Annotated in this window: 25 protein-coding genes; 11 read left to right on the top strand and 14 right to left on the bottom strand. The window is 67.1% G+C overall.

The window, feature by feature from the left end:
• Positions 1-133: 133 nt before the first annotated feature.
• Positions 134-787 (bottom strand): TetR family transcriptional regulator, encoded by a 654-nt coding sequence (locus TVH25_RS13330; RefSeq protein ID WP_296551038.1) that lies wholly within the window; start codon positions 785-787, stop codon positions 134-136.
• A gap of 162 nt (positions 788-949) precedes the next feature.
• Here TVH25_RS13330 and TVH25_RS13325 point away from each other — a divergent pair, with 162 nt between their 5' ends.
• Positions 950-1,795: an LLM class F420-dependent oxidoreductase gene (locus TVH25_RS13325; RefSeq protein WP_169621239.1), complete on the top strand. Its 846-nt coding sequence runs from the start codon at positions 950-952 to the stop codon at positions 1,793-1,795.
• A 26-nt stretch (positions 1,796-1,821) separates the two neighbouring features.
• Positions 1,822-3,285, top strand: coding sequence for an FAD-dependent oxidoreductase (locus TVH25_RS13320; RefSeq protein ID WP_422424398.1), 1,464 nt, complete (start codon positions 1,822-1,824; stop codon positions 3,283-3,285).
• Positions 3,286-3,309: 24 nt separating this feature from the next.
• On the opposite strand, the gene TVH25_RS13315 is transcribed toward TVH25_RS13320, so the two are convergent.
• From TVH25_RS13315 to TVH25_RS13275, 9 genes are all read right to left on the bottom strand, one after another.
• Entirely contained in the window at positions 3,310-4,878 is a 1,569-nt protein-coding gene (locus tag TVH25_RS13315; protein ID WP_346765312.1) for a GMC oxidoreductase, read from the bottom strand.
• Positions 4,879-4,940: 62 nt separating this feature from the next.
• Positions 4,941-6,200, bottom strand: a complete 1,260-nt coding sequence (locus TVH25_RS13310; protein ID WP_422424397.1) for a hypothetical protein — start codon at positions 6,198-6,200, stop codon at positions 4,941-4,943.
• The gene (locus TVH25_RS13305; RefSeq protein WP_169621243.1) at positions 6,194-6,745 is read right to left on the bottom strand and encodes a nuclear transport factor 2 family protein; all 552 of its coding nucleotides are present in this window, start codon (positions 6,743-6,745) and stop codon (positions 6,194-6,196) included. Before TVH25_RS13305 ends, TVH25_RS13310 begins: the two co-directional genes overlap by 7 nt.
• An 18-nt stretch (positions 6,746-6,763) precedes the next feature.
• On the bottom strand, positions 6,764-6,958 hold the full coding sequence (locus TVH25_RS13300; protein WP_169621244.1) for a ferredoxin: 195 nt from the start codon (positions 6,956-6,958) through the stop codon (positions 6,764-6,766).
• Positions 6,959-6,968: 10 nt separating this feature from the next.
• Positions 6,969-8,327 (bottom strand): cytochrome P450, encoded by a 1,359-nt coding sequence (locus TVH25_RS13295; protein ID WP_169621245.1) that lies wholly within the window; start codon positions 8,325-8,327, stop codon positions 6,969-6,971.
• On the bottom strand, positions 8,327-9,109 hold the full coding sequence (locus tag TVH25_RS13290) for an SDR family oxidoreductase (protein WP_422424396.1): 783 nt from the start codon (positions 9,107-9,109) through the stop codon (positions 8,327-8,329). The genes TVH25_RS13295 and TVH25_RS13290 overlap by 1 nt, the downstream gene beginning before the upstream one ends.
• Positions 9,102-10,328, bottom strand: a complete 1,227-nt coding sequence (locus tag TVH25_RS13285) for a cytochrome P450 (RefSeq protein ID WP_422424395.1) — start codon at positions 10,326-10,328, stop codon at positions 9,102-9,104. The genes TVH25_RS13290 and TVH25_RS13285 overlap by 8 nt, the downstream gene beginning before the upstream one ends.
• A gap of 3 nt (positions 10,329-10,331) precedes the next feature.
• Positions 10,332-10,904 carry a TetR/AcrR family transcriptional regulator gene (locus tag TVH25_RS13280; RefSeq protein ID WP_169621414.1) on the bottom strand — a complete coding sequence of 191 codons (573 nt, stop codon included), beginning with the start codon at positions 10,902-10,904 and terminating at the stop codon, positions 10,332-10,334.
• An 80-nt stretch (positions 10,905-10,984) separates the two neighbouring features.
• Positions 10,985-12,208 carry a cytochrome P450 gene (locus TVH25_RS13275; RefSeq protein ID WP_169651932.1) on the bottom strand — a complete coding sequence of 408 codons (1,224 nt, stop codon included), beginning with the start codon at positions 12,206-12,208 and terminating at the stop codon, positions 10,985-10,987.
• Between the two features lie 87 nt (positions 12,209-12,295).
• On the opposite strand from TVH25_RS13275, the gene TVH25_RS13270 reads away from it, so the two are divergent.
• Both TVH25_RS13270 and TVH25_RS13265 read left to right on the top strand, forming a co-directional pair.
• Positions 12,296-12,892: a TetR/AcrR family transcriptional regulator gene (locus TVH25_RS13270; protein WP_169651933.1), complete on the top strand. Its 597-nt coding sequence runs from the start codon at positions 12,296-12,298 to the stop codon at positions 12,890-12,892.
• 44 nt (positions 12,893-12,936) lie between these two features.
• Positions 12,937-13,767: an oxygenase MpaB family protein gene (locus TVH25_RS13265; protein ID WP_422424394.1), complete on the top strand. Its 831-nt coding sequence runs from the start codon at positions 12,937-12,939 to the stop codon at positions 13,765-13,767.
• 40 nt (positions 13,768-13,807) lie between these two features.
• Here the strand turns inward: TVH25_RS13265 and TVH25_RS13260 are convergent, their stop codons facing one another.
• Positions 13,808-14,680, bottom strand: a complete 873-nt coding sequence (locus TVH25_RS13260; RefSeq protein WP_422424392.1) for an SDR family NAD(P)-dependent oxidoreductase — start codon at positions 14,678-14,680, stop codon at positions 13,808-13,810.
• Positions 14,681-14,762: 82 nt separating this feature from the next.
• Here TVH25_RS13260 and TVH25_RS13255 point away from each other — a divergent pair, with 82 nt between their 5' ends.
• The 7 genes from TVH25_RS13255 (at position 14,763) to TVH25_RS13225 (ending at position 21,173) form a co-directional block, all read left to right on the top strand.
• Positions 14,763-16,232: an aldehyde dehydrogenase gene (locus TVH25_RS13255; protein WP_169621251.1), complete on the top strand. Its 1,470-nt coding sequence runs from the start codon at positions 14,763-14,765 to the stop codon at positions 16,230-16,232.
• A gap of 36 nt (positions 16,233-16,268) precedes the next feature.
• Positions 16,269-17,018: an SDR family oxidoreductase gene (locus tag TVH25_RS13250; protein WP_169621252.1), complete on the top strand. Its 750-nt coding sequence runs from the start codon at positions 16,269-16,271 to the stop codon at positions 17,016-17,018.
• Complete coding sequence (locus TVH25_RS13245) at positions 17,015-17,914, top strand: NAD(P)-dependent oxidoreductase (protein ID WP_296551372.1); 900 nt, start codon at positions 17,015-17,017, stop codon at positions 17,912-17,914. The genes TVH25_RS13250 and TVH25_RS13245 overlap by 4 nt, the downstream gene beginning before the upstream one ends.
• Positions 17,911-18,279: a carboxymuconolactone decarboxylase family protein gene (locus tag TVH25_RS13240; RefSeq protein ID WP_169621254.1), complete on the top strand. Its 369-nt coding sequence runs from the start codon at positions 17,911-17,913 to the stop codon at positions 18,277-18,279. The genes TVH25_RS13245 and TVH25_RS13240 overlap by 4 nt, the downstream gene beginning before the upstream one ends.
• A complete protein-coding gene (locus TVH25_RS13235; protein WP_422424391.1) occupies positions 18,276-19,388 on the top strand; it encodes a TIGR03857 family LLM class F420-dependent oxidoreductase in 1,113 nt (370 codons plus the stop codon). Before TVH25_RS13240 ends, TVH25_RS13235 begins: the two co-directional genes overlap by 4 nt.
• Complete coding sequence (locus tag TVH25_RS13230; protein ID WP_296551365.1) at positions 19,385-20,449, top strand: phosphotransferase; 1,065 nt, start codon at positions 19,385-19,387, stop codon at positions 20,447-20,449. The genes TVH25_RS13235 and TVH25_RS13230 overlap by 4 nt, the downstream gene beginning before the upstream one ends.
• 61 nt (positions 20,450-20,510) lie before the next feature.
• Positions 20,511-21,173, top strand: a complete 663-nt coding sequence (locus TVH25_RS13225; RefSeq protein WP_422424390.1) for a class I SAM-dependent methyltransferase — start codon at positions 20,511-20,513, stop codon at positions 21,171-21,173.
• 16 nt (positions 21,174-21,189) lie between these two features.
• Here TVH25_RS13225 and TVH25_RS13220 read toward each other — a convergent pair whose 3' ends face one another.
• From TVH25_RS13220 to TVH25_RS13210, 3 genes are read right to left on the bottom strand one after another with little or no spacing between them, the layout of a single operon-like run.
• A complete protein-coding gene (locus TVH25_RS13220) occupies positions 21,190-22,251 on the bottom strand; it encodes a prenyltransferase (protein WP_296551363.1) in 1,062 nt (353 codons plus the stop codon).
• A 13-nt stretch (positions 22,252-22,264) separates the two neighbouring features.
• Positions 22,265-22,996, bottom strand: coding sequence for a class I SAM-dependent methyltransferase (locus TVH25_RS13215; RefSeq protein WP_169621259.1), 732 nt, complete (start codon positions 22,994-22,996; stop codon positions 22,265-22,267).
• Entirely contained in the window at positions 22,996-24,228 is a 1,233-nt protein-coding gene (locus tag TVH25_RS13210; protein WP_296551362.1) for a glycosyltransferase family 4 protein, read from the bottom strand. The genes TVH25_RS13215 and TVH25_RS13210 overlap by 1 nt, the downstream gene beginning before the upstream one ends.
• Positions 24,229-24,440 lie beyond the last annotated feature (212 nt).

Raw genomic sequence — 24,440 nt, 5'->3', positions numbered from 1 at the left:
GCCGCCGCCGGCGCGGCTGGGGCCGGGCCCCCCCCCCCCCCCCCCCCCCCCCCCCCCCCCCCCCGCTGCGTACCCATGAGGTCATGAGCGCCGTCTCGTTCGCGGCGGAGTGCGCGTCGCGCCGGCCGGCAGGTCAGCCGGCGCGCTGCAACCGCTCGAGGCGGTCGAACACCAATGTCACCGCGGTATCGGTGTGCGCGAGCACCTCGCGCGTGCTCTGCCGCCCGGCAGCCCAGCTCACGAGGGTGGACATCCACACGTCGGCGATAATGTGCACCGCGTTGAGAACCTCTTCGGTGACGGCGTCGATTCCGGCAGCGCGGGCGAACAGATCGGTGAGGACATATCCGAGGTGGTCGAGTTCGGGGGCCGACGACGCATCGGCGAACATGGTGGCTCGCACCAGAGCGTCGTACAGGCGCGGATTCTCCTCGAGTTGCGCGACCGATGCCCGGAACACCACCATGATCCGGTCGTGCGGAGTGTCGCCGGGAAGCTCCGCCTCGGCAAAGCGCCGGGCGGCCGCTTCGAACTCGAGCACCAGCGCAACCACCAGCAGATGGTTCTTCGACGGGAAGTAGCGGTACACCGTGCCGAGAGCCACGCCGGAGCGGTCGGCTACCGAACGCATCTGCACGGCCTCGTACCCGCCCTCGGACGCAAGCTCCTTCGCCGACCCGATGATGCGCATGTAGCGGGCTCGCTGAGCGGGCCTCAGATCTGCGCCCGGTGTCGAAAAAGCCCGCTGTCTCGTGTGCGCAACCTCCGTAGTCGGGTCGTCCGCCATCACGTCACCTTCCGTTCATCCCTGTTCGAGGATAGTTCAGGCACCGATGCGGCCTTCACGACCAGCCTTCCGGCGACTCATCTAGACAGGTGTCCGGAAACCCCTTCCCTCCAGAGGTAGAACGCGTTACATTTTCTTCGTCATCCGACGAGAGGGGCCGCAGTGCGCCACGGAATCACCCTGTTCACCAGCGACCGGGGAATCCGACCCGATGTCGCCGCGACAGCCGCGGAGAGTCGCGGGTTCGACAGCTTCTACGTTCCCGAACACACCCACATCCCGGTGCGGCGGGAATCCGCGCACCCGGGGACCGGCGACGAGACGCTGCCCGACGACCGGTACATGCGGACCCTCGACCCGTGGGTCTCGCTCGGTCTCGCAGCCGCCGTCACCTCCACGATCAGCTTGGGCACGTCCGTCGCCTTACCGCTCGAACACGACCCGATCACCCTGGCGAAGACGATCGCCACGCTCGATCACCTCTCCGGCGGACGCGTGATCCTGGGGGCCGGCTTCGGCTGGAACGCCGAAGAACTCGCAGACCACGGGGTTCCCCCCGGTAAGCGTCGCACCGCCCTGCGGGAGTACCTCGAGGCGATGCAGGCACTGTGGACCCAGGAGGAAGCGTCCTACGACGGCACCTTCGTCTCCTTCGGCCCGAGCTGGGCGTGGCCCAAGCCGGTACAGCAGCCCCGGCCCCCCGTGCTCATCGGCGCGGGCGCGACCGAGCGGAACTTCGCATGGATCGTGCGCTCGGCCGACGGCTGGATCACCACCCCCACCGAGCGAGACACCGTGGACAACGTGCACCGGCTCCACAAGATGTGGGCCGACGCCGGTCGCACCGGGACTCCGACGGTCGTCGCGCTCGCCGGACGCCCCGATACCGAGCAACTGAGCCGGTGGAGCGACGCAGGCGTGAACGAGGTCATCTTCGGACTCCCCGATCGCACGGAGGACGAAGTCGTCGCCTACATCGACCGGCTCGCCGGCAAACTCGACCACTGATCCACCGCACCAGAACGGGACCCACATTGAGCACCGACTTGCATCCCCTCCACGCCGACCGGATCACCACCTGGCACCACGAGGCCGACGTGGTGATCGCCGGATACGGCATCGCCGGAGTGTCCGCGGCCGTCGAGGCCGCGCGCACCGGCGCCGAGGTACTGGTTCTCGAACGCACCGGCGGCTGGGGCGGGGCCGCATCGTTGTCCGGGGGCATCATCTACCTGGGCGGTGGGACGGGTCTCCAGAAAGCGCTCGGGTTCGAGGACACCCCCGAGAACATGAAGACCTTCATGCTCGCAGCGCTCGGACCGGGAGCAGACGAAGCGAAGATCTCCGAATACTGCGAGGGCAGCGTCGAGCACTACGACTGGCTCGTCGACAACGGCGTGGTGTTCAAAGAGAGCTTCTGGGGTGAGCCCGGCTGGGAGATCCCGGGCGACGACGGCCTGATGTACTCCGGCGGCGAGAACGCCGCGCCCTTCAACGACATCGCGACTCCCGCTCCCCGCGGCCACGTCCCCCAGATGGCGGACAAGCGCACCGGCGAGAAGGGCGGCGGATTCATGCTCATGCAACCGCTGTCGCAGGTCGCCGAGAGCCTCGGGGTCCGAGCCGAATACGACGTCCGGGTGCAGCGTCTGATCGTCGACGAGGACGGCCGGGTCGTCGGCATCGCCGCCAAGCAGTACGGCAACGAGGTCTATGTCCGGGCACGTCGCGGCGTCGTCCTCGCGACCGGGAGTTTCGCCTACAACAAAGAGATGATCTCGGCGTATGCGCCCCAGCTGGAGGGGCGTCCGGGTGCTGCGATCGAGGAACACGACGGTCGTGCGATCCGGATGGCCCAGGCGCTCGGTGCCGACCTCGCCCACATGGATGCCACCGAGGTCGCATTCTTCGGGGATCCCCAGTTGATGGCGCGCGGCATTCTCGTCAACGGCCGCGGGAACCGGTACGTGCCCGAGGACACCTACCCCGGCCGCATCGGGCAGTTGACCCTGCTCAAGAACGACAATCAGGCGTTCCTCGTCATCGACGAGGCCGCGTACGAAGACGGCTGTGCCGCAACCAGTTCCACGCCCTTCTTCCGTTTCCGGCCGAAATGGGTCGCCGAGACGGTCGAAGAACTCGAATCCGATATGGGATTGCCGGCGGGAACACTGCAGGCAACCGTCGAGGTCTACAACCGGCACGCAGAGACCGGGACCGATCCCGTCCTCGGCAAGAAGAGCGAATGGTGTGTTCCGATCGGTTCGCCGATCGCCGCGATCGACCTGCGCAACTGCACCGCCGGATTCACTCTCGGTGGCCTGCGCACGACCGTCGACTCCGAGGTTCTCCACGTCTCCGGCGAACCGATCCCCGGCCTGTTCGCGGCGGGCCGTTGCACATCCGGGGTCTGCGCCTGGGGATATGCGAGCGGAACGTCGCTCGGCGACGGCAGTTTCTTCGGTCGACGCGCGGGCATCTCCGCGGCCAAGGGCTGAACCGGATCCCGACCGGTCCCGGGCTCAGAACACCACACCGGCATCGCGGCGGACGATCTCGTCCGCACCGTACTCCGCGAGCGCGGCGATCGTCATGGACGGATTGCACGCGCCGGTCGAGCCCGGGATCTTCGCCCCGTCCACCACGTACAACCCGCGCTGCCCGAGCACGCGGCCCGCCTCGTCGCACACCGGTCCCATCGGCGCTCCCCCGAGCGGATGGAACGTGTTGACGTCCACCGCATTGATGTCGACCACGAGTGCGGCAGGACCGGCGATACGGCGGATACGTGTTTCGATGGCCCGGGTCAGCTCACGGTCGAATTTCTGATCCCACTGCAGCACAGCATCGTCGGTGGCGGCGTCGTACTGCCATCGCCCGAGCCCGCGCACGACCCCCAGCCCGATCACCGATGTGGTGCCGATGTCGGCCGGCCACGGCACCGGTCCGGTCACGATCATCAGCGCGCCGGCGGGATCGGAATAGTCCTTCATCCCGACGCACGCCGGCCCACCCTGGAACTCCCCCGGACTCGACAGCGGTGTGGTCACCGAGAACACGCGGTCGCCGTTGTTGCCCCACCCCGTTCCCACCTCGTCCGGCAGGTCCGGGACGAGGTTCTTCACGTGGGCCTTCATCAGCAACCGGGTCGTGCCGGCCGATCCCGCACCGAGGAATACCGCCTCCGACAGGAGCCTTTTACGTTCGAGAATCGTTCCGTCGGTGTGGATCCGGTCGACATGCGTGATCCACGTTCCGTTCGGTGCCCGCTCGATGTCGGTGACGCGATGCAGCGGCGCAACCGACACGTTGCCGGTGTTCTCGGCCGCGGCCAGATAGGTCACATCCACCGAGAACTTCCCACCGTTGTTCACGCCGTAGATGACGTCACCGGTCGTGTAGGACGGTTTCAGTTCACCCGTGAGTTCGCGCCGCGCGAAATCCCAGTCGATGGACATCGGCACCCGGAACGTGTCGAATCCCTCGCGCCCGGCCCGGTCGAGGAATTCCCGCGACGACCGGTAGCGAGGGTGTGCGAGCAGGTCGTCGGGGATCTCCGCGACGCGCAGCATCCGCGCGACCCGCGGGTAATACTCCCGGTCGAGGAGGTCGTAGTCGAGGCTCGGCGACACGGACGCCGCGAACCGTGCACCGTCCGGTTGCAGCGTCATCCCGTGGTACGCGAGCGAACTGCCACCGACGCCCGCGCCGCACAGGATATCGATTCCGTTGCCGCGCACCCGTTCCATCAGGCCCGTGTACGGCTCCGACGGAATCGGCGGCGCACCGGTCATCACCGGCATCGGTGACAGCCACGACGCACGCCGGTCGGGCGCGAACATGCGGGGGAACGTTTCCGCATTCGGGCCTGTGGGCCAACGGATCCCACGCTCGAGCACAACCGTCTCCACCCCCGCACGCCCGAGGTGCATCGCGGTGATCGCGCCGCCGAAACCGCTTCCGATCACCACCGCGCGATGGCGTTCCTCGGTGACCTCCGCCCGGGCGCGGGGGACCGCCACCACCGTCAAGGCCACTGCCGCGGCAGCAGCGGTCCCCAGAAAAGTACGACGCGACAGAGCGGTGTCCACATGATCTCCTGAACGAATGGGGTTCGATCGTGAAGAGCGGAAAGCCTGGCAGAGCCGGAACGTCAGAGAACGGTGAGCGGTAGCGGAATCCCGCGGTCGGCGAACACGAAATCGGTGCCGGAACTGAAGCGGGTGATGGCCACCTCGCCGCATTCCTTCGCGGGCGTGTCCTCACGCACGACACCGACGACGAGGGAGTCCTCGGTTTCCGACTCCACCCGGACGGAAAAGTGTGCGTCCACTCCCCGCACGAGCGCATCGAGAGCACCCAGGTGATCGGAGTCGACCAGTGTCGGCCACGCCCCGTCCACGTGCGCCCCACCCCGCCGGTGGATGTGCAAGGTCAGACCGTGCGAGTCGTGCTCGACGGTGCGTTCGACATAGTGGTAGGGCGACAACACGGGATGAACGTCGAGGACGGCCGCGAGTCCCGCGAACGACTGCGGCGTTCCCAGTACCCGATGGATCCGCTCCGACGCGATGCCCGCAATCCCGGTGAGCTGTTTGCGGGCGAGATCGAGCGCGGACGCCTCGTCGGTGCGCTTGCGCACGCCCATGAGAAATCCCAGCGTGAGCATGTGCTGTTGCAGGCATACCTCTTCGGCGATGCGCACCAGCGCGGATTTGGAGAAGTCCGCGAACCGCAGGTCCGACAGGAGCGGACCCGAATAGTCGTGGTTTCCTTCGCCGTCGCCGTCGATCGGACTCAGCTCGGTGGCCACGGCCGCGGTGCGCCCGAGTGCTTCGGTGTGCGGTTCCATCTTCGGCGGCACGTGCGACGGATCGATGGTGACCGTCCACGCGCAGTGCGGGTGCCGGTCCTCGGGAACCCGCGGCGGCCGGTGGATGGGCCGCACCTGCGCGTACGGATTGGTGGCGAGCGCGGTCGCGTCGAACGTCGGGTCCTCGATGTCGTGGCACATGGCCGTGACGTACGCGTCACCGAGCGGTTCGACGTCCATGAGTGCGCCACAATGATCGAGCTGGAACTCGCCGTGGTTGCGGTCGTCGACGCGGTACCGGAAGTCCATGAACTGGGGCGGTGCACCGATGTCGAGTTGCAGACCCTTGAAGATGGTGACGACGTCGTCACCCTCGTAGTTCAGGGCGCGCTGCATCCGCCGGGTGTACCAGGGCGACGCCGCCTGCCATTCCTCGATCGCGACTTCTGCCATTCCCTCACGGCCGAAGGCCGAGATGAGGTGCGCCATGCCCGAGCGGTCGATGAGTTGTCCGCACAGCAGCAGTTCGGGTACCAGCACGGCCAGGTCGGCGCGCGAGAGCGCCGCAAACGATCCCCCCGTGCGCGCCGGGCTCACCACAGCGGAACCGGAGACTGTCCGACGCGGTACCAGCCGGGCAGCGGAGTCTTCGAGGTGGACCGTTCGATCCGCTTGCTCATCCCGTCCGACAGTTTGTTGTCGGTGATCATCTCGAGGAACAGATGGGAGACGTTGCCGAAGTCGAAGAAGTCGCGCTGCCAGGACCACTGGAAGTTTCCGCCGTAACGGAACCAGCTGCCCCCGATGCCCTGCACCGTGTAGGGCTCACCGTTGTCGCGGGTCTCGTCCGCGGTCTGCTTCCAGAAACCGATGACGTCCCCGGACCGCTCGTCGACGACGAACTGCTGATAGGGGTACTGCCACCCTTCGAGTCCCTCCATCTCCTGTCCGAGCGCGATGTCGCGGATCTCGTCGCGGCCGACCGCCATGAACTCCTGCTTCGGTCCGTAATTCCAGCCGTAGGTCGCGTCCTCGGTATACATGTCCGCCAACGGCTTCCAGTCGCCCTCGGCCTCGGCGCGCTTGTTGGCGTCGGTCCAGCGGGCGATCATCTCGTCGAGCTCGGCACGATCGAACGTAGCCATGGGTCGGTCTCCTGGGTCTCAGTCTTCGACGATGCGAAGTGCTTGGGTCGGGCAGTACTTCACGGCGGCCTCGGTGTCGCTGCGCAACTCCTCGGGCACAGGGTTTCGGAGTATCTCCACCTCGCCGTGTTTTGCGACGGCGAACACGTCGGGCGCCTCCATCGCGCACATGGCATGTCCCTGGCAGAGATCGAGATCTGCTTCGACTCTCACGGCGGACACCTCAGTCCCGGTCACGGCGGCGGTACCGGACCGCGCACGGTTGCGCGAGCTGCACCACCATCTTGGAGTGGTCGTTGCGGTAGGTGTCGGACGGCTGGGCGAGCTCGAATTCGAAGTCGCGCAGCAGAACCGAGAAGATCGCTTTGAGCTGCATGAGCGCGAAAGCCGCGCCGACGCAACGGTGCCGGCCGGCACCGAACGGAATCCATGTCCACCTGTTGACGATGTCTTCCTGGTTGGGATCGATGTACCGGCCGGGATCGAACGCATCCGGATCGGGAAAGTCCTCGGCGATGCGGTTGGACACCGCGGGCGTCGCACCCACGAGATCGCCCTCCCGGATCTTGTATCCGGCCACTTCGAAGTCGTCGCATGCCACGCGGAGCAGCAGAATCAGGGGCGGATGCAACCGCAGGGTCTCCTTGAGGACCGCTTCGAGCACCGGGATCTGGCGGAGCGCGTGGAAACTCACGTCGGCACCGTCGGCGTAGAGCGTGTCCAGTTCGTCGGTCACCTGCTCGAGGTACTCGGGATGCCGTAGCAGTTCGATCAACGCCCACGCGGCCGTGCCCGACGTGGTGTGGTGTCCGGCGAACATCATCGAGATGAAGATGCCGGTGATCTCGTCGGCGCTGAACCGCTCGTGCCCTTCGTCGTCCTTGATCGAGACGAGGACATCGAGCATGTCGCGATCCTCTTTCCCCTTCGGCGGGTTCGCGATACGGCCGGTCATGATGTCCTGCACGAGGGCGACGAGGCCACGTCGTGCTTCGTCACGCCGCCGGAAACTCTCGATGGGTGCATAGGGATCGACGAAAGCGAGAGCGTCGGTTCCCTTTTCGAGGTCGTGATAGAGGTGGGCGAAGCGGTCGTCGAGCTGGTCGCGGAACTTCTTGCCGATCAGGCACGCGGACGAGGTGTAGATCGTCAGCTCGGCGAAGAACTCGAGCAGGTCGATCTCGCCTTCGTCGCCCCAGCCGGCGATCATGTCCTGTACTTCTCGGTCGATGGTCGCCGCGTGGCCCTTCATCTGTTCACCGCGCAGCGCCGAGTTGTGCAGCATCTCCTTGCGCCGCTCGGGACTGGCATCGAACACGACGCCCTCACCGAAGACCGGCTTCATGAACGGATAGGCGGCCTGCTGGTCGAGTTCCTCGTCCGCGGCACGGAAGAAGAACTCGTTCGCTTCGGCTCCGGAGAGCAGCACGACTTTCTTGTCGGCGAGCTGGAAGACGCCCACGTTTCCGCACTCGTCACGAACGCGCCGCATGAGGGCGATCGGGTCGGTCCGCAATTCTTCGAGGTGGCCGTGCTCGTGCTCGCCACCGGACACCCGTGTGGGTTCGACGATCGTGGTCATCAGGAATCCTTCTTCAGTGGGGCCTCGGGCTGAACTTCGATGAGCACGATGTGGGCGCCACGCGGTGCCGAGACGACCGCCACGGCCGCGTCCGCGATGTCCGACGCCCGGAGGAAGTACGGGTGCCGGGCGAGCCCCCATTTGGTCCAGTCGTTCAGCAGCGGTTCGAGGATTTCCGCGGGTGCCGTCATTCCGGCCGCGGTCTGCGTGGGTCCGGGACGCACCACCGACGCGCGCACTCCGGTGCCCTCGAGTTCCATGCGCATCTCCCGCGCGAGCGCTTCGAGACCGGTCTTGGCCGCGACGTAGGCGCCCATCCACGGACGTGCCACGTCGGCGCAGTCGGACCCGATGACGACGAAATCACCGCGCCGGCGTTCGATCATGCCGGGTATCACCCGGTGGGCGAGCCGCTGAGTGCCCATGAGGTGCACGCTGACCTGGAAGGCGAATCGGTCGGGGTCCATCTCGTGGGCAAGCGAGAAATCCATGTCGCCGGCACCGGACACGACGATCTCGGTGGGGCCGAGTGCGTTCTCGGCCGCGGCGACGAACTCGTCCACCGACTCGGTCGAGGACACGTCGAGCCGATGGGCGAAGGCTTCGCCTCCTTCGCCGCGGATCTTCTCCGCGACGGCCTCGCACTCGTCGATGCGGCGAGCACCGAGAGCGACAGGGTGCCCGAGTTCGGCGAGGGCGTACGCGGTGGCGGTGCCGATACCGGAGGACGCTCCGGTGACGATCGCCGGGCGACGAGAGGGGTGGGGTTCGAATCTAGGCATGTCGATCGGTGACCTTCATGGGCAGGGCGGCGAAGCCTCGGACGTTGGTGGAGTGCACACGCTCGCATCTGTCGAAGTCGATCTCGTAGTCGGCGACCCGGCGTGCGAACTGTCCGAGCGCGATGTTCGCCTCCAGTCGGGCGAGGTGCGCGCCGAGGCAGAAGTGCACGCCCCCTCCGAAACTCGCGATCTTCTGGGAACTGCTCCGGCCGATCCGGAACGTGTCGGCATCGTCGAACACCTCCGAGTCGCGATTGGCGGACCCGATGAGCAGGAGCACCTTGTCACCGGCGCCGATGGTGGAGCCGTGCAGGTCGATGTCCTCTGCGGCGGTGCGCGCGACGAGTTGGCTCGACGTGTCGTACCGCAAAGTCTCCTCGACCCATTCCGGAGCCCGGTCGGGTTCGGACAAAACCCGTCGCACTTCCGTCTTGTTGTGCGCGCCCCAGAACATGGCGTTGCCGAGCAATTTCGTGGTGGTCTCGTTGCCCGCGACCACCATCAGGAACATGAATCCGATGATCTCGTCGTCCGACAACCGGTCGCCGTCGATCTCCGCACCGAGCAGAGCCGAGGTCAGATCGGAGGTTTCCTTCGCGCGGCGCTCGGTGATCATCTGTGCGTAGTAGCCGACGAGATTCAAGGACGCGTCCATGGCGGCGACGGGGACGTCGAGAACGCCCTCCTCGCGGTGCACGACGAGGTCGGCGAGCCTGCGGATCTCGGCGCGATCGGACTTGGGAACGCCCATGAGTTCGGAGATCACGTCCATCGGCAGCTTGCCGGCGACCTCGGAGATCCAGTCGAACTCCCCTGCCCCCAAAGCGGGTTCGAGGTATTCGAGGGTGAGTTCGAGTATCCGGCCTTCGAGATCCGCCACACGGCGCGGCGTGAAGCCCTTCGAGACCAACTGGCGCATCCGCATGTGTCGCGGGTCGTCCATCGCGAGAAAGGACATCACCTTGTGGGCGTTGGGCCCGTACGCCGACGGATCCAGCGAGACGCCGTTGGCACTCGAGAGCCGGGTGCCGTCACGGAACGCCGCAACCACGTCGGCGTGGCGAGACAACGCCCAAAATTCCAGGTCGGGGTTGTAGTACAGCGGCGCTTCCTCGCGCAGCCGGCGGTAGGTGGGGTACGGGTCCTCGTGGAACGAGTAGTCGTACGGGTTGAAGGTCGGCGGGTCGAGCGATGAGGACTCCAGGGAGGCCTGAATCATGGATCACTCCAGTAAAAGTCGGGCTGAGACTTCCAACCTGTCGGCGAGCTTTTCGTACGTGCCGTAACCCATACCGGCGCGCACGAGGGCACCGGCGTAGAGCAGTTCGAGTGCTTCGAGTTCGTCGGGGTCGGCGCCGGGTCCGAGCGCGGCGGAGAGCCGCTCCCGGATCTCGAGACCGATTCGTGCCCGCAGATGCTCGACGTCCGGATCCTGGCCGAGCAGCGCGCTGGTCACCGCGGCCGCCAGTTCCGGTTCGCCGGCCATCAGCAGCGCGATCCCCCGGAGCACTGCCGACACCCGGTCGGCTCGGTTCCCGTCGGCCTGCCCCGGCGCCGGCTCGACGGCCGCCTCCGTGGCGAGCCGCCGCCAGAACACCTCGGCGACGAGATGCTCTTTCGACGAGAAGTACGTGTAGGCGGTCGCCGGTGCGACACCCGCACGGGAGGCAACCATCCGGACCGTCAGTCCTGCGAATCCCTCTTCGCGCAACACCTCGACTGCGGCCTGCGTGAGGCGCTGCACGGTATCGGCCTGCCTCTCGGTCAGACGGCGGCGAGTCGATTCGAGATTCACATTTCTGGACACGTGTCTGGACATTACTACGGCAGGTCGGGTCCGGCAATGCCGATACTGGGCGGTACGCACCGAATTCGTCACCCGCGCGGGTGGATCCGCACGGGCATGGCCTTGACCCCGTTGATGAAGTTGGACCTCAGCCGTCGCACCGGCCCTGCGGATTCGACACGGTCGAGGCGCGTCGCGAGCGTCTCGAACATCACCCGCAGTTCCAGACGGGCGAGATGCGCTCCGACACAGAAATGGACCCCGCTGCCACCGAAGGCGACGTGCGGGTTGTGTTCCCGGCCGATATCGAAGACCTGCGCGTTCTCGAACACGTCCTCGTCGCGGTTCGCACTGGGGTAGTACACGACCACCTTGTCGCCGCGCTCCACCGCCTGGCCACCGATCGACGCCGGACAGGTGGGGGTGCGACGGAACGCCACTACGGGAGTCACCCAGCGCAGGATCTCCTCCACCGCGCTGTCGATCAACTCGGGCCGGTCCTGGAGTCTGCGCCATTGCTCGGGATGGTCGATGAAGGCCTGCATACCGCCGGTGATCGCGTTGCGGGTGGTCTCGTTGCCCGCGATCACGAGGAGCACGAAGAACATGTCGAACTCCACCTCGGACAGCGTGTCGCCGTTCTCGTCGGGACGAACGAGCGCGGAGACGATGTCGTCGCGTGGCTCCGCTCGCCGTCGGGCGGCAATCTCGTTGGCGTACAGGAAGACCTCTGCTGCGGCGAGCTCACCGTCCTCCTGCGTGCTCCCGTATTCGGGGTCGTCCCAGCCGATCATCCGGTTCGACCACTCGTAGAGTTTGCCGACATCCTCGGTGGGTGCCCCGAGCAACTCGGCGATCACCTCGAGCGGCAGCGGCGCCGCCACCGTCGGCACGAAGTCGACGACGGCACCGTCCCGTCCGGCTTCGACGACCTCGTCGACGATCCGGTCGCACACCTCTCGGATGTGCGCCTCGAGCGTCTTGACCATCCGCGGCGTGAAGCCACGACTGACCAGTTGCCGCAGGCGGGTGTGGTCCGGGGGATCGAGATTGAGGAGCATCGCGGCCTGCTTGAGGCGCGTTTCCTCGTCGAAGTCGTCGACCTGGGTGGTTCCCAATGCCGACGAGAACGTGCTGCTGTCGCGGGAGACAGCGACGACGTCGGCGTGCCGGGTTACGGCCCAGAAACCGGCACCCCCCTCTTCCGGCTGCCGCGGCACCGGGCAGACGCGGCGGAGTTCGGAGAAGTACGCGTGGGGAATCCCCTCGAGGTAGAGATCGGGGTTCTTGAGATCGATGCGGGAGGTGGTCATGCCCTTACCCTCGTCCGGATATACGAATGTGTGTCGCACTTAAACTACAGATCTTCGTTTGATGCGGAAGACCCTTAGACTAAGTTCATGGCACGTGACAATTCCCGGCCCGTCCGGCGGCGCACCCTCACGCGCGAGAAAGTTGTCGCCACAGCGCTCGACATCGTCGAGGAACTGGGCTGGGAGCAACTCACGATGAGCACCCTGTCGGCTCGCCTGGGCATCGTCGCGGCCTCGCTGTACAACCACGTGCGCAATCTCGACGACGTGCGGTCCGCCGTCCAGGTCCGCGCCATGACCGATCTGGGCCTCCACCTGCGTGAGGTGGCGATGGGCCGGAGCGGACTCGCCGGCCTGCGTGCCCTGATCGATGCCCACCGGGCATGGGCCGTCGAGCATGCCCGACTGTACGGCGCCCTGACCGCCGCACCGGTCGACCGCGACGCGCTCGTCGGCGCCGCACTCGACGCGAATGTCGCGCTGCGGACCATGCTGTCCTCGTGCGGAGTCCCGGCCACCGAATCGCTCGAGGTCGCCATCAGCATGTTCGCAGCGCTGCACGGCTTCGCCACGCTCGAGGGGAGCGGATTCCTCGGTGACGAACTGGACCTCGACCAGATCTACGACACCGTGGTGCGGGGCGTTCTGGCAGGAGTTCCCGCCACGGGCACGCACACGGGCTGAGCGAACCGTAGGCTGAATACGGCCGTTGTCGGAGGGAGGGTCCCATGGCAACCATCCGCTCCCTCGGAGATCTGGTGTCACCGCTCGGCGGCACGATCAACGTGGCGAACGTGATCATGCAGTTGGCTCTGCCGGGGGTTGGTCAGGGTGTCGTCGACAGCGCGGTGGACTCCGGTCGAGCCGACCTGCATCCGGTGAAACGCGCCCGGACCACCGGCGCATATCTGGCGGTCGCGGTCTTCGGCAACGACGACGATCGTGCGTATGTCCGGGAAGCCGTGCGCCGCATCCACTCCCAGGTCACGTCCGCTCCGGGAGCCCCCGTTGCGTACAGCGCCAACTCTCCCGTGCTGCAGTTGTGGGTCGCGGTGTGCCTGCTCACGTACTTCGTGGACCAATACGAATTGCTGCACGGGCCGCTGAGCGAGGACGAATTCCGGCACGTACTGCGCGACGGCGCGAGTCTCGGCACCACCCTCAACGTTCGCCCGGAGTCCTGGCCCACCACGCGGGAGGAGTACGACGAACTCTGGCGCGCAGGCGTGGACAGCATCTCGATGAACGACGACGTCCGCACCTATCTCACCCACCTGGCGGAACTCAGTTTCCTCGAAGTACGGCTGGGACGCCTCGGCCGGGTCATCCACCGCGTGTTCGGTCGTTCCTTCGAGTTCGTCACCCGTGGAGCACTCCCACCGGAGTTCCGGGACGTCATGCACTACGAGTGGACCCTTGCGGACCAGCGCAGATTCGATCGCTATCTGGCGAACCTCCGCACGATGCATCGGTGGACACCGTGGGTGTGGCGACTGCCGTGGCAGGCCTACCTGCTCGACATGCGACTGCGGCGCCGCCTCGGCCTGCCCGTGTTCTGATCCGCGCGCCGCGGCGCCGGCAGTACGGACGAACCCCGGATCAGACGAACCCGGCGATCTCCTCCGGCGTCCACGGCGGAGACGTCTCGTGGTCGCGCCAGGCGAGCAGGTCCGGCGCCTGCTTGCCGAACCGCCCGACGAAACACCCCGAGCCGGCGAAGATCCCGCCCGTCGACGAGGACAGCGCACTCGCGAGAAACACGTAGAGAGGTGCCACGTACTCGGGCGGAGCCGGATTGCGGGACGCCTCGTACGCCACGTCGTCGAGCAGACCCCGCTCGTGCAGCCGCGTGAGGTGTCGCGCGTAGTCGTCTCCCGTGGACAGCCGTGTGCGTGCTCCCGGGCACACGACGTTGGCGCGCACGTCGTGCTCGCGCAGTTCGGCCGCGATCGCCAGGGTCAAGCTGTTCACCGCGCCTTTTCCCGCGGGGTATCCCGTTCCGCCGTAGTCGCCCAGAAATGCGAACGAACCCGTGTTGACGATCGCACCGCCGCCTTGTTCGACGAAGTACGGAGCGAGGACCCGGCACGTCCGGAAGGTGCCCGTGAGATGTGCGTCGATCAAGTCGTGCCACTGACGGTCGTCGATGCCGAGGATGGACGAGCCGGCCGGTTCCGCGGTACCGGCGCAGTTGACGAGCGCGGCCACCGACCCGAATTCGGCCAGTGCGGTGTCGAGCAGTCGTTCCGCGACCCCCGGTTCGGCGGCAGATCCCGCCACGCCGACCGCCCGCGCCCCGGCTGCCACCATCTCGTCCACGGTCGTCTCCACCGCACCGGGGTCCCGGCCGTTGACCACGACCCCGGCCCCTTCCGTCGCGAACCGCTGGGCGACGGCACGGCCGATCCCCCGGCTCGACCCGGTCACGATCACAGCCTTGCCGGCCAGGCCGGTCGAATTCGGCTCTCCCATAAGTTCTCCCGTTTCGGCCATTGCGTCGTACAACTGCCCGAACTATAGTCCAGACACCTGTCCAGAACCGAGGGAACGTCTGATGACACTTCGCCCCACCGACAGCTCCACACTCCTGATCGACGGAAAGCTCGTACCCGGCAGCGGCGGCACCTTCGAGGTGTTCGACCCGAGCACCGAAGAACTGCTCGGAAAGGCCGCCGACGCCACCGCCGCCGACATGGACGCCGCCATCGAGGCCGCACGACGCGCGTTCGACGACACCGACTGGTCGCGCGACCACGCGTTCCGTGCCCGGTGCCTCCGGCAGTTGCGCGACGCGCTGCGCGGACACATCGAGGAACTGCGCGAGATCACCATCGCCGAGGTCGGGGCTCCCCGCTTCCTCACCTCGGCCGCCCATCTCGAAGGTCCCGTCGACGACCTGCTCTTTTTCGCGGATCTCGCCGAGAACTATTCCTGGAAACAGGATCTCGGCAACGCCGCGCCCATGGGCATCCCCACGCATCGCTACCTGCTCAAAGAAGCCACCGGCGTGGTCGGTGCGATCACACCGTGGAACTTCCCGCACCAGATCAACTTCGCCAAGATCGGGCCCGCGCTAGCCGCGGGAAACACCGTCGTTCTCAAACCCGCCCCCGACACCCCATGGTGCGCAGCCCTGGTCGGAAAGATCCTCGCCGAGGAAACCGATTTTCCGCCCGGGACGCTCAACATCGTGACCTCGAGCGATCATCTCCTGGGCGCACAACTGACCGAGGACCCGCGCGTCGACCTGATCTCGTTCACAGGTTCCACCGCGACCGGCCGATCCGTGATGCGGTCCGCCGCCGACACCCTCAAAAAGGTGTTCCTCGAACTCGGCGGCAAATCGGCGTTCCTCGTGCTCGACGACGCAGACCTGCGCAGCGCCTGCTCGATGGCCGCATTCACCGTGTCCACGCACGCGGGTCAGGGGTGCGCCATCACCACCCGGCTCGTCGTCCCCCGCGACAAGTACGACGAGGCCGTGGCCGCCACGGCGAAAACGATGCGTACCCTGCGTCCGGGCGACCCTCGCGACCCCGGCACCGTCTGCGGACCGTTGATCTCCGAGCGCCAGCGTGCCCGCGTCGAAAGCTATCTCCGGCTCGCTGTCGAAGAAGGCGGCACGATCGTGGTCGGGGGCGGCCGGCCGGCCGAACACGCACGCGGGTTCTTCGTCGAACCCACTCTGATCTCCGGTCTCGACAACCGATCCCGGACGGCGCAGGAAGAGATCTTCGGTCCCGTGCTCGTCGTGATTCCCCACGACGGGGACGACGACGCGGTGCGCATCGCCAACGACTCCCCCTACGGCCTGTCGGGCGCGGTATACGGCACGGATCCCGCGCGCATCGCCCGTGTCGTCGCCGGGGTGCGCACCGGAACCCTCGGCGTCAACGGCGGCATCTGGTACGCGGCCGATGCCCCGTTCGGCGGCTACAAGCACTCCGGAATCGGCCGGGAGATGGGCGTCGCCGGCTTCGAGGAATACCTGGAAACCAAGTTGGTCGCGGAGCCCGCGAGCTGATCGCCGCACCCTCACAGAATCGAAAGGACCGACAGCATGGCCAGATTCACGGACCGCACGGCGATCGTCACCGGTGCAGCACAGGGCATCGGCGAGGCATACGCCCGCGCGCTCGCGGCCGAAGGCGCGAACGTCGTGGTTGCCGATCTCGAAGCCGAACTCGGTGAGCAAGTCGCCAAACAGATCATCACCGACGGCGGCAACGCGACGTTCGTGCCGGTCGACGTATCCGACCCGGTATCCACCGAGGCACTCGCGGCCTCGACCGTCGAGAAGTACGGCCGCATCGACCATGTGGTCAACAACGCCGCCATCTACGGCGGCATGAAACTCGACCTGCTGCTCACCGTGCCCTGGGACTACTACAAGAAGTTCATGAGCGTGAACCTCGACGGTGCCCTCAACGTCACCCGCGCGGTATGGCCGCACATGTCGGCCCACGGCGGGTCGATCGTCAACCAATCGTCCACTGCCGCATGGTTGTACTCCGGCTTCTACGGACTCGCCAAAGTCGGAATCAACGGACTGACCCAGCAACTCGCGGTGGAACTGGGCGGGTCGAACATCCGTATCAACGCGATCGCGCCGGGCCCCATCGACACCGAGGCGACCCGCAGCACCACACCCGCGAAGATGGTCGCGGACATGATCAAGCATCTGCCGCTCAAGCGAATGGGCACCCCCGACGACCTCGTCGGCATGTGCCTGTTCCTGCTCTCCGACGAGGCGAGTTGGGTGACCGGCCAGATCTTCAACGTGGACGGCGGACAGGTGATCCGCTCGTGAACACTTCCGAGAACATCAGGATCGGGTACGTCGGCCTCGGCAACATGGGCGCACCGATGGCCCAGCGTCTCCTCGGCCGTCCCGGCGGGCTCACCGTCCTCGACACCCGCGCCGAGGCCGTCGCACCGTTCGTCGACGCGGGGGCCACCGCCGCGGCGGACCCGGCAGAACTCGGTGCGTCGTGTGATCTGATCTCGGTGACCGTGCTCGACGACGCGCAGGTACGCGAGGTCGTCGCGGGCGGGAACGGGCTCTTGTCCACCGCGCGACCGGGAACCGTGATCGCGGTGCACTCGACGATCTCCGATACCACCGCCACCGAACTCGCCGCCGAGTGCGCCGAGCGCGGGGTGGATCTCGTCGACGCGCCGGTCAGCGGTGGTGCACCCGGGGCCCGCAACGGCACCCTCGCCGTGATGGTCGGCGCGACGGACGAGGCGTTCGCCAAGGTTGCCGAACCGTTCGGGCACTTCGCCGAGGTCGTGATCCACGCCGGTCCGGTGGGAGCGGGCACCCGCATGAAACTGGCGCGCAATCTTCTGCACTTCATCTCCTTCACCGCCGCGACCGAGGCTGCGCGGCTCGCGGAGGCAGCCGGGATCGATATCGCGGAGCTCGGCAAGGTCGTCCGCCACACCGATGCCATCACCGGCGGCGCCGGAGCCATCATGTGGCGCGACAGCACCTCCCAGCTCGACACGGGTGATTCGTGGTACCCGATCTTCTCGCACGTCCGCGACCTCGGCGAAAAAGACCTGTCGCTCGCGCTCGAACTCGGCGAGCGCCTCGGGGTCGAATTGCCACTCGCCACAAGAGCATTGACCGGGCTCGGGTCCGGACTCGGTGTCGGTACCGGCAGCGCCGCCCATTCCTACGCCAGCGAGGAGCACGCATGACCGACGACACCCGCCGCCGCGGACTCGAGATGATGACCAAGGTCTACGGCTGGGAGATGCAGGACGGTCCGGGAGACCACTTCGCGGTGACAGCAGACCACCTCTTCGCCGACATCTGGTCCCGGCCCGGACTGAGCATCCGGGATCGCAGACTGCTGCTCCTGGGCGCCCTCACCGCGCAAGGACTCACCGATGTCGCCGAGATCCAGATCGGTGCGGCTCTGCACAACGAAGAACTGGACGAGGAGCAACTCAAGGAAATCGCGCTGTTCCTCTGCCATTACGTGGGGTGGCCGCTGGGCACCAAACTGGATTCGACGATCGGGAGCGTGCTGCACAAGCGGCGCGCATCGAACCGGTCGTGAGCGCCACCGGCCGGGCCGCTGCGACCCCCGAGTTCCCGGAACTCGGGTTCTACGGCCTCGCCGGGCACTCCCCCGAACCTCGCGACCTGCTCGACGAGGTTCGTCACGGTGAACAACTCGGCCTCGGGTCGGTGTTCCTGTCCGAGCGATTCGACACCAAGGACGCCGCGGCGCTCGCCGGTGCGGCCGCGGCGGTGAGCGAGACGATCGGAATCGGCACCGCCGCAACGAATCCTCACACCCGGCATCCCCTCGTCACGGCGACGATGGCGACGACCCTGCACCGATTGAGCGGGGGCCGGTACGCCTTCGGCCTGGGACGCGGATTCGATGCACTCTTCGACCTCATGGGCCTGCCGCGCGTCACGTCCGCCGGGCTGGAAGATGCAACCGAAATCCTGCGCGCGCTCTGGAACGGCGAGGCGGTCGCGGGGCACGACGGACCCGCCGGAGCGTTTCCGTATCTACGCCGGATCTCCGAAGGGTCCGACCGTATTCCGATCCTCATGGTCGCGCTCGGCGACAGGACCCTCGATCTCGCCGGACGAATCGCCGACGGCGTCGTCCTGCACACCTTCTTCACCGACGCCGCCGTCGCCCGTGCCGTGAAGATCATCCGCGACGCGGCTGCGGCGGCCGGGCGAGACCCCGCCGCAGTGCGGGTCTGGTCGGTTCTCGCAACGGTCGAGGACTCGATCCCCGAAGACCGGCAACAGCGGATGCTGGTCGGGCGTCTCGCCACCTACCTGCAGGGATACGGCGACGTCCTGGCGCGAGCCAACGGATGGGATCCCGGCGTGCTCGGGCGGTTCCGCGACGATCCCGTCGTGCGTGATCACCGTGGACCGTTCGATGCGGCCGGCAGCCCCGCCGTTCTGCGGCACATCCGCGCCCTCCTGCCGGAGGAGTGGATCGCCGCGTCCGCCACCGGAACCGCCGGACACTGCGCCGCGCGCATCGCGGACCAGTTCGATGCGGGCGCCGACAGCGTGATCCTGCACGGCGCAACCCCGGCGGAACTCGCACCCGTGGTGGCAGCATGGAGCACAGTACGCACGCCGGAGAACCACTCGCGGCTGCCCGCCAATCCCGGATGGAACGCCCGATGATCTCGCCTCCGCCCGACCCGGCCCTGATGCTCGACGTCGACGAGCTGACCCCGGAGCGATTGGGGGCTGCCCTCGGAAGCGCGGTGCGCTCGGTACGGTCCGAGCCGATCGGGACCGGACAGATCGGACGGTGCCTGCGGCTCACGCTCACCGGCGACGAGATACCGGCCTCGATCGTGGCAAAACTTCCCGCGGCCGATCCGGGAACACGAGCGATGCTGGCCGGCGCCTACCGTGGCGAAGTCCGGTTCTACACCGACATCGCAGACTCGGTGTCGGTCTGCGTGCCGGTCTGCTATTACGCAGCACTCGGCGACGGCGGCGATTTCACGCTGCTACTCGAAGATCTCGCGCCCGCACAGCAGGGCGACCAGGTCGCCGGCTGCACCCCGGCGCAGGCGCACGACGCGGTGCGCAACCTCGCAGGTCTGCACGGGCCCCGCTGGTGCGACCCGACCCTCCTGGAACTGTCGTGGGTCGGGCGGACCGGCCAGGACGAAGCGCAGGTGCTCGCCGAACTCTACGGCCCGGCGCTGGAGACGTTCACGCACGATCTGGGTGAACACGTCTCGAGTCGCGATCGCGCCACACTGCGCGATTGCGTCGAGGTCACAGAGCGGTGGATCTGCGCACGACCGGAACGGTTCGCACTGGTGCACGGCGATTACAGGCTCGACAACCTCCTGTTCCCCCCGGTCCCGGACACGGGCGTGACCGCAGTGGATTGGCAGACACTCACAATCGGGCTTCCCGCCCGCGACCTCGCCTATTTCGTGAGCACCTCCCTGACCCCCGAATTGCGACGGGAGCACGAGTGCGACCTCGTGGCGACCTACCACCGGGCACTGCTCGGTCACGGAGTCGAGAAATACAGCCTGACGGACTGCTGGGACGACTACCGTTTCGCGATGCTCCAAGGCCCTCTGGTTGCTGTCTTCGGCTGCGCGTACGGCACTCGCACCGACCGTGGTGATCGGATGTTCGCAACGATGGTCGCCCGGGCGTGCACCGCGATCCGCGACCTCGACAGTCTCACCCTGGCGGCCCACACCTCCGGCTGAGGCAGCGTCTCGGTAAGGTTGCCCACCGGACACCGCAGTTCGCGAACGGACGGAGACCCCGATGACCCGCACCAGCTTGCCCCGTGAGGTAGTCGAACTTGCCGAAGCCACTCCGGGTTTCATGCCGGAGGACGAAGGAACTGCGCTGCACGACGTGGCTCTGCGTTACCTCGGCGACGGGGTCGGCGTCGAGATCGGCACCTATTGTGGCCGGTCGACGGTCTACCTGGGCGCGGCGGCGCGATCGACCGGGGGCACGATCGTCACGATCGATCACCATCGTGGTTCCGAGGAACACCAGCCCGGATGGGAGTACCACGATCCCGCGCTGGTCGACGACCATACCGGCCGCATCGATACCGCCGGACGGTTGCGGCACACACTTGCCGACGCGGACCTCGAATCACACGTCGTGGCCGTGATCGGCACTTCGCCTCGGGTGGCGGCATTCTGGCGCACGCCCGCACGCTTCGTCTTCATCGACGGTGGACACAGCAGCGCCGCCGCCCAGGCCGACTACGAGGGGTGGTCACCGTGGGTGGAGGTCGGCGGCGCATTGATCATCCACGACGTCTTCCCCGACCCGAAGGACGGCGGCCGGCCGCCGTACGAAATCTACTGTCGCGCTTTGGAGAGCGGGGAATTCACCGATATGCCCGCGACGGGAACGCTGCGCGTGCTCGAACGCACCGGAGGGACCGTCGGAGTCCTGCCCGGTCGCTAGAGCAGCGGGGCGGCCGTCAGACCAGGACCGGGCAGTTCTCCGTGCAGCGGTCGGCACCCGCGACGTGCGTGGGTGCCGCCGCGTCCCGGAAGACCCCGTTTCCCCGTGTCGTCCGCGACAGTGCGTCGGCAGCCAGGATCACCGCCGCACTGGTCCACGAACTGACCTCGACCGGCCAGCGTTTACCGTCGCTGTAGACGAGGCCGGTCCAGTACGAGCCGTCGGGGTCACGGAGATGCTGCATGGCAGCGAACAATTCGTGCGCACGCGCGCTGTCGCCCAGGCAGTCCAGCGCGAGGACCAGTTCGCAGGTCTCGGCGCCTGTCACCCACGGACGGTGGTCGACGCAGCGAATTCCCAGGCCGTCGACGACGAAGTCCGACCAGCGTTCCCGGATCCGTTCGTGTGCGTCGGGTCCGCGGACGGCACCGCCGAGGATCGGGTAGTACCAATCCATCGAGAACTCCGGCTTGGGAGTGAACACCTCGGGGTGCCGTCGCACGGTGTGTCCCAGCCGGAACGACGCCACTTCCCATTCCGGCTGCGGGTCGCCGACGAACTCGGCGAGACGCATTCCGCACTGCAGGCTCTGGTGGATACTCGAACACCCGGTCAGCAGTGCTTCGTCGAACATGCCGCCCGCCCCGCGGGCCCAGGAGATCGAACCGTCCGGACGTTGCATGTCGACGACGAGATCGAGTGCCCGCCGGACGGTCGGCCACATGTGTTCGACGAAGTTGCGGTCGCCGGTGACCAGATGGTGGTGCCACACTCCCACCGCGATGTAGGCGGTGAAGTTGCTGTCGACGTCCTCGCCGTCGGCCACTCCCCGATCGAACCGGACAGGCAACGACCCGTCGGGCCGCTGCGTGTCCCGGAGCCAGTGGAAAGCGGCATCCGCTTCGTCGCGCAAGCCCGTCACGGTCAGCGCCATCGCCGACTCGACGTGATCCCACGGATCGGTGTGGCCGCCCGGAAACCACGGAATCGCGCCGGAAGACTCCTGCATCCGGGCGATGGCCCGCCCGGTCGCGAGGCACTGTTCCTGGGACAGCACCCCCGGCACGGAGGGAATCATCGGCAGGCTAGTATCACTGGGCGGCACCGGAAGCACCCGGTTTGCGGAGGTAGAACACCACGCTCTTGCCGATGACCGGATCGAGCAACTTCTCGGCGGTCCTCGTGATCCACGGACCTTTCATCAGGTCCCACACCAGCATCCGGTGGTACGCCTTCGTCAGCGGGTTGTCGTTGTTGTCGACGCCCACAGCGCATTTGAGCCACCAGTACGGAGCGTGCAGGGCATGAGCGTGCCCGGTTCCCGACACCTTCAGACCGGCGGCAGTGAGCTTCGCCGCGAGTTCGTCTGCCTTGTAGATGCGCACGTGTCCGCCCTCGACTTCGTGGTACGCGTCGGACAGCGCCCAGCACACCTTCTCGGGGAACCAGCGCGGCACCGTCACCGCGGCGACGCCGCCCGGCTTGAGCACCCGCACGAGCTCGGCGATGGCGCGTTCGTCCTCGGGCACGTGCTCGAGGACCTCCGAGATCAGAACGATGTCGAACGACGCGTCCTCGTACGGCAGTGCGAGCGCGTCACCGACCTCGGCGCGGGCGAGAGTTCCCTCGGGGACCTGGCCCTCGAGTTCCATGGCAACGAACATGTCGGCAACCGCCTTCATGTCGTCGGCACTGCGATCGAACGCCACCACATCCACGCCGCGTCGATACAACTCGAAGGAGTGCCGGCCGGCGCCTGCTCCGATATCGATGGCGCGTTGCCCGGGCTCGATCCCCAGCCGGTCGAAGTCGACGGTCAACATCAGTTGGTCCTTCCTTCACGTGCGGCGATCGCCTGCTCGTACACGCTCGCGGTCTGTGCAGCCACCGCGGCCCAGCTGTACCGGTCGAGCACTCTCGCGCGGGCCTTCGCTCCGAGCTGCTCCCGTGCGCCGGGATCGTCGAACAGTCCGGCCAGCGCTCCCGCCAGTTGTGCTGCGTCTCCGGGCTCCACGAGGACGCCCGCGTCACCCACCACCTCGGGGATCGCTCCGGCGCGACTCGCCACCAGCGGTGTGCCACACGACATCGCTTCCACTGCCGGCAGCGAAAAGCCCTCGTAGAGCGAGGGAACCGCCGCGACTTCCGCAGATGCCAGCAGTGCCGCCAGCTCGGCGTCCTCGATTCCCGAGACCGTGCGCACCACGTCACCGATGGCAAGGGCGTCGATGAGCCGCTCGGTGGCCCCTCCCGGGGCCAGTTTCGAGACGAGGACGAGTTCGACCTCGCGCTCGGTTCGCAGTTTCGCGACGGCCTCGAGCAGCGTCGGCACTCCCTTGAGCGGAGCGTCGGCGCTCGCGACACACACGATCCTGCCCGCGACCCGGGGCGTCGACGGCGGTGCGAACAGTTCCGTGTTCACGCCGAGCGGGATCGTGTGGATCCGATCCGCCTCGATCCCGAACGCCGCACGGATGTCGTCGGCCGAGTTCGCCGACACCGTCAGCAGGGAGCCGATCTTCCGGGCCACCCGCTCCTGCATGCGGAGAAAGCCGTACCAGCGGCGCAAGGTGAGCTTCCGGCGCCAACTGCTCGCCGACGCAAGATCGAGTTCGCGATCGCGGGTGATCGGATGGTGGATCGTCGCGACGAGCGGGAAGTGCTCGGCGATCTTCAACAGCCCCGATCCGAGCGACTGGTTGTCGTGTACGACGTCGAAGTCGCCGAGCCGGGTGCGCAGAAGCCGGGCAGCACGCAGGCCGAACGTCCGGGGTTCCGGGAAGCCCGCCGTCCACATCGTCGCGACCTCGAGGACATCGATGAGATCGCGGTACTCACCGGGACGGGGCGTACGGAACGGATCGTCGTCGCGATAGAGGTCGAGACTGGGGACCTTGGTGAGAGTCACCCCCGGATCGAGTTCCGGATAGGGCTGACCGGAAAACACCTCCACCGTGTGACCCTGCGCGACGAGTTCGCGGCTGAGATGCCGCACGTAGACCCCTTGGCCCCCACAGTGCGGCTTGCTCCGGTACGACAACAGAGCTATGCGCACATTCCACCTCGGGTTGGTTCGAACGGACGTGGACCGGACGGACACCTGGCCGTCGGGCCGCGTAGAGCACCCTAGAACAAGTTCCGTCGTGTCACGATAGCGGCACGAACCGGATCGGACCGTCCGGCGGTATGCGAGTGGGACGGACGACGACAAGGCGAAGGCCCCGGGTTCCGGGCAGCCCGGGCCTGCCCCGGGGCCGCCCCGCCGGG

Source organism: Rhodococcus sp. 7Tela_A2 (genome assembly GCF_049311045.1).
In the GTDB taxonomy this organism is placed as follows: Bacteria; Actinomycetota; Actinomycetes; order Mycobacteriales; family Mycobacteriaceae; genus Rhodococcus.
The sequence above is the reverse complement of the archived record's forward strand: the minus strand, read 5'-3'. Positions and strand labels throughout refer to the sequence as shown.

Excerpts from the sequence above, each read along its gene's own strand:
- TVH25_RS13330 (WP_296551038.1), bottom strand. The coding sequence starts at position 787 with ATGGCGGACGACCCGACTACGGAGGTTGCGCACACGAGACAGCGGGCT.
- TVH25_RS13295 (WP_169621245.1), bottom strand. The coding sequence starts at position 8,327 with ATGACCACGATCGTCGAACCCACACGGGTGTCCGGTGGCGAGCACGAG.
- TVH25_RS13230 (WP_296551365.1), top strand. The coding sequence starts at position 19,385 with ATGATCTCGCCTCCGCCCGACCCGGCCCTGATGCTCGACGTCGACGAG.
- TVH25_RS13260 (WP_422424392.1), bottom strand. The coding sequence starts at position 14,680 with ATGGGAGAGCCGAATTCGACCGGCCTGGCCGGCAAGGCTGTGATCGTG.
- TVH25_RS13275 (WP_169651932.1), bottom strand. The coding sequence starts at position 12,208 with ATGACCACCTCCCGCATCGATCTCAAGAACCCCGATCTCTACCTCGAG.
- TVH25_RS13250 (WP_169621252.1), top strand. The coding sequence starts at position 16,269 with ATGGCCAGATTCACGGACCGCACGGCGATCGTCACCGGTGCAGCACAG.
- TVH25_RS13290 (WP_422424396.1), bottom strand. The coding sequence starts at position 9,109 with ATGCCTAGATTCGAACCCCACCCCTCTCGTCGCCCGGCGATCGTCACC.
- TVH25_RS13255 (WP_169621251.1), top strand. The coding sequence starts at position 14,763 with ATGACACTTCGCCCCACCGACAGCTCCACACTCCTGATCGACGGAAAG.
- TVH25_RS13270 (WP_169651933.1), top strand. The coding sequence starts at position 12,296 with ATGGCACGTGACAATTCCCGGCCCGTCCGGCGGCGCACCCTCACGCGC.
- TVH25_RS13240 (WP_169621254.1), top strand. The coding sequence starts at position 17,911 with ATGACCGACGACACCCGCCGCCGCGGACTCGAGATGATGACCAAGGTC.
- TVH25_RS13225 (WP_422424390.1), top strand. The coding sequence starts at position 20,511 with ATGACCCGCACCAGCTTGCCCCGTGAGGTAGTCGAACTTGCCGAAGCC.
- TVH25_RS13220 (WP_296551363.1), bottom strand. The coding sequence starts at position 22,251 with ATGATTCCCTCCGTGCCGGGGGTGCTGTCCCAGGAACAGTGCCTCGCG.
- TVH25_RS13265 (WP_422424394.1), top strand. The coding sequence starts at position 12,937 with ATGGCAACCATCCGCTCCCTCGGAGATCTGGTGTCACCGCTCGGCGGC.
- TVH25_RS13285 (WP_422424395.1), bottom strand. The coding sequence starts at position 10,328 with ATGATTCAGGCCTCCCTGGAGTCCTCATCGCTCGACCCGCCGACCTTC.
- TVH25_RS13215 (WP_169621259.1), bottom strand. The coding sequence starts at position 22,996 with ATGTTGACCGTCGACTTCGACCGGCTGGGGATCGAGCCCGGGCAACGC.
- TVH25_RS13305 (WP_169621243.1), bottom strand. The coding sequence starts at position 6,745 with ATGGCTACGTTCGATCGTGCCGAGCTCGACGAGATGATCGCCCGCTGG.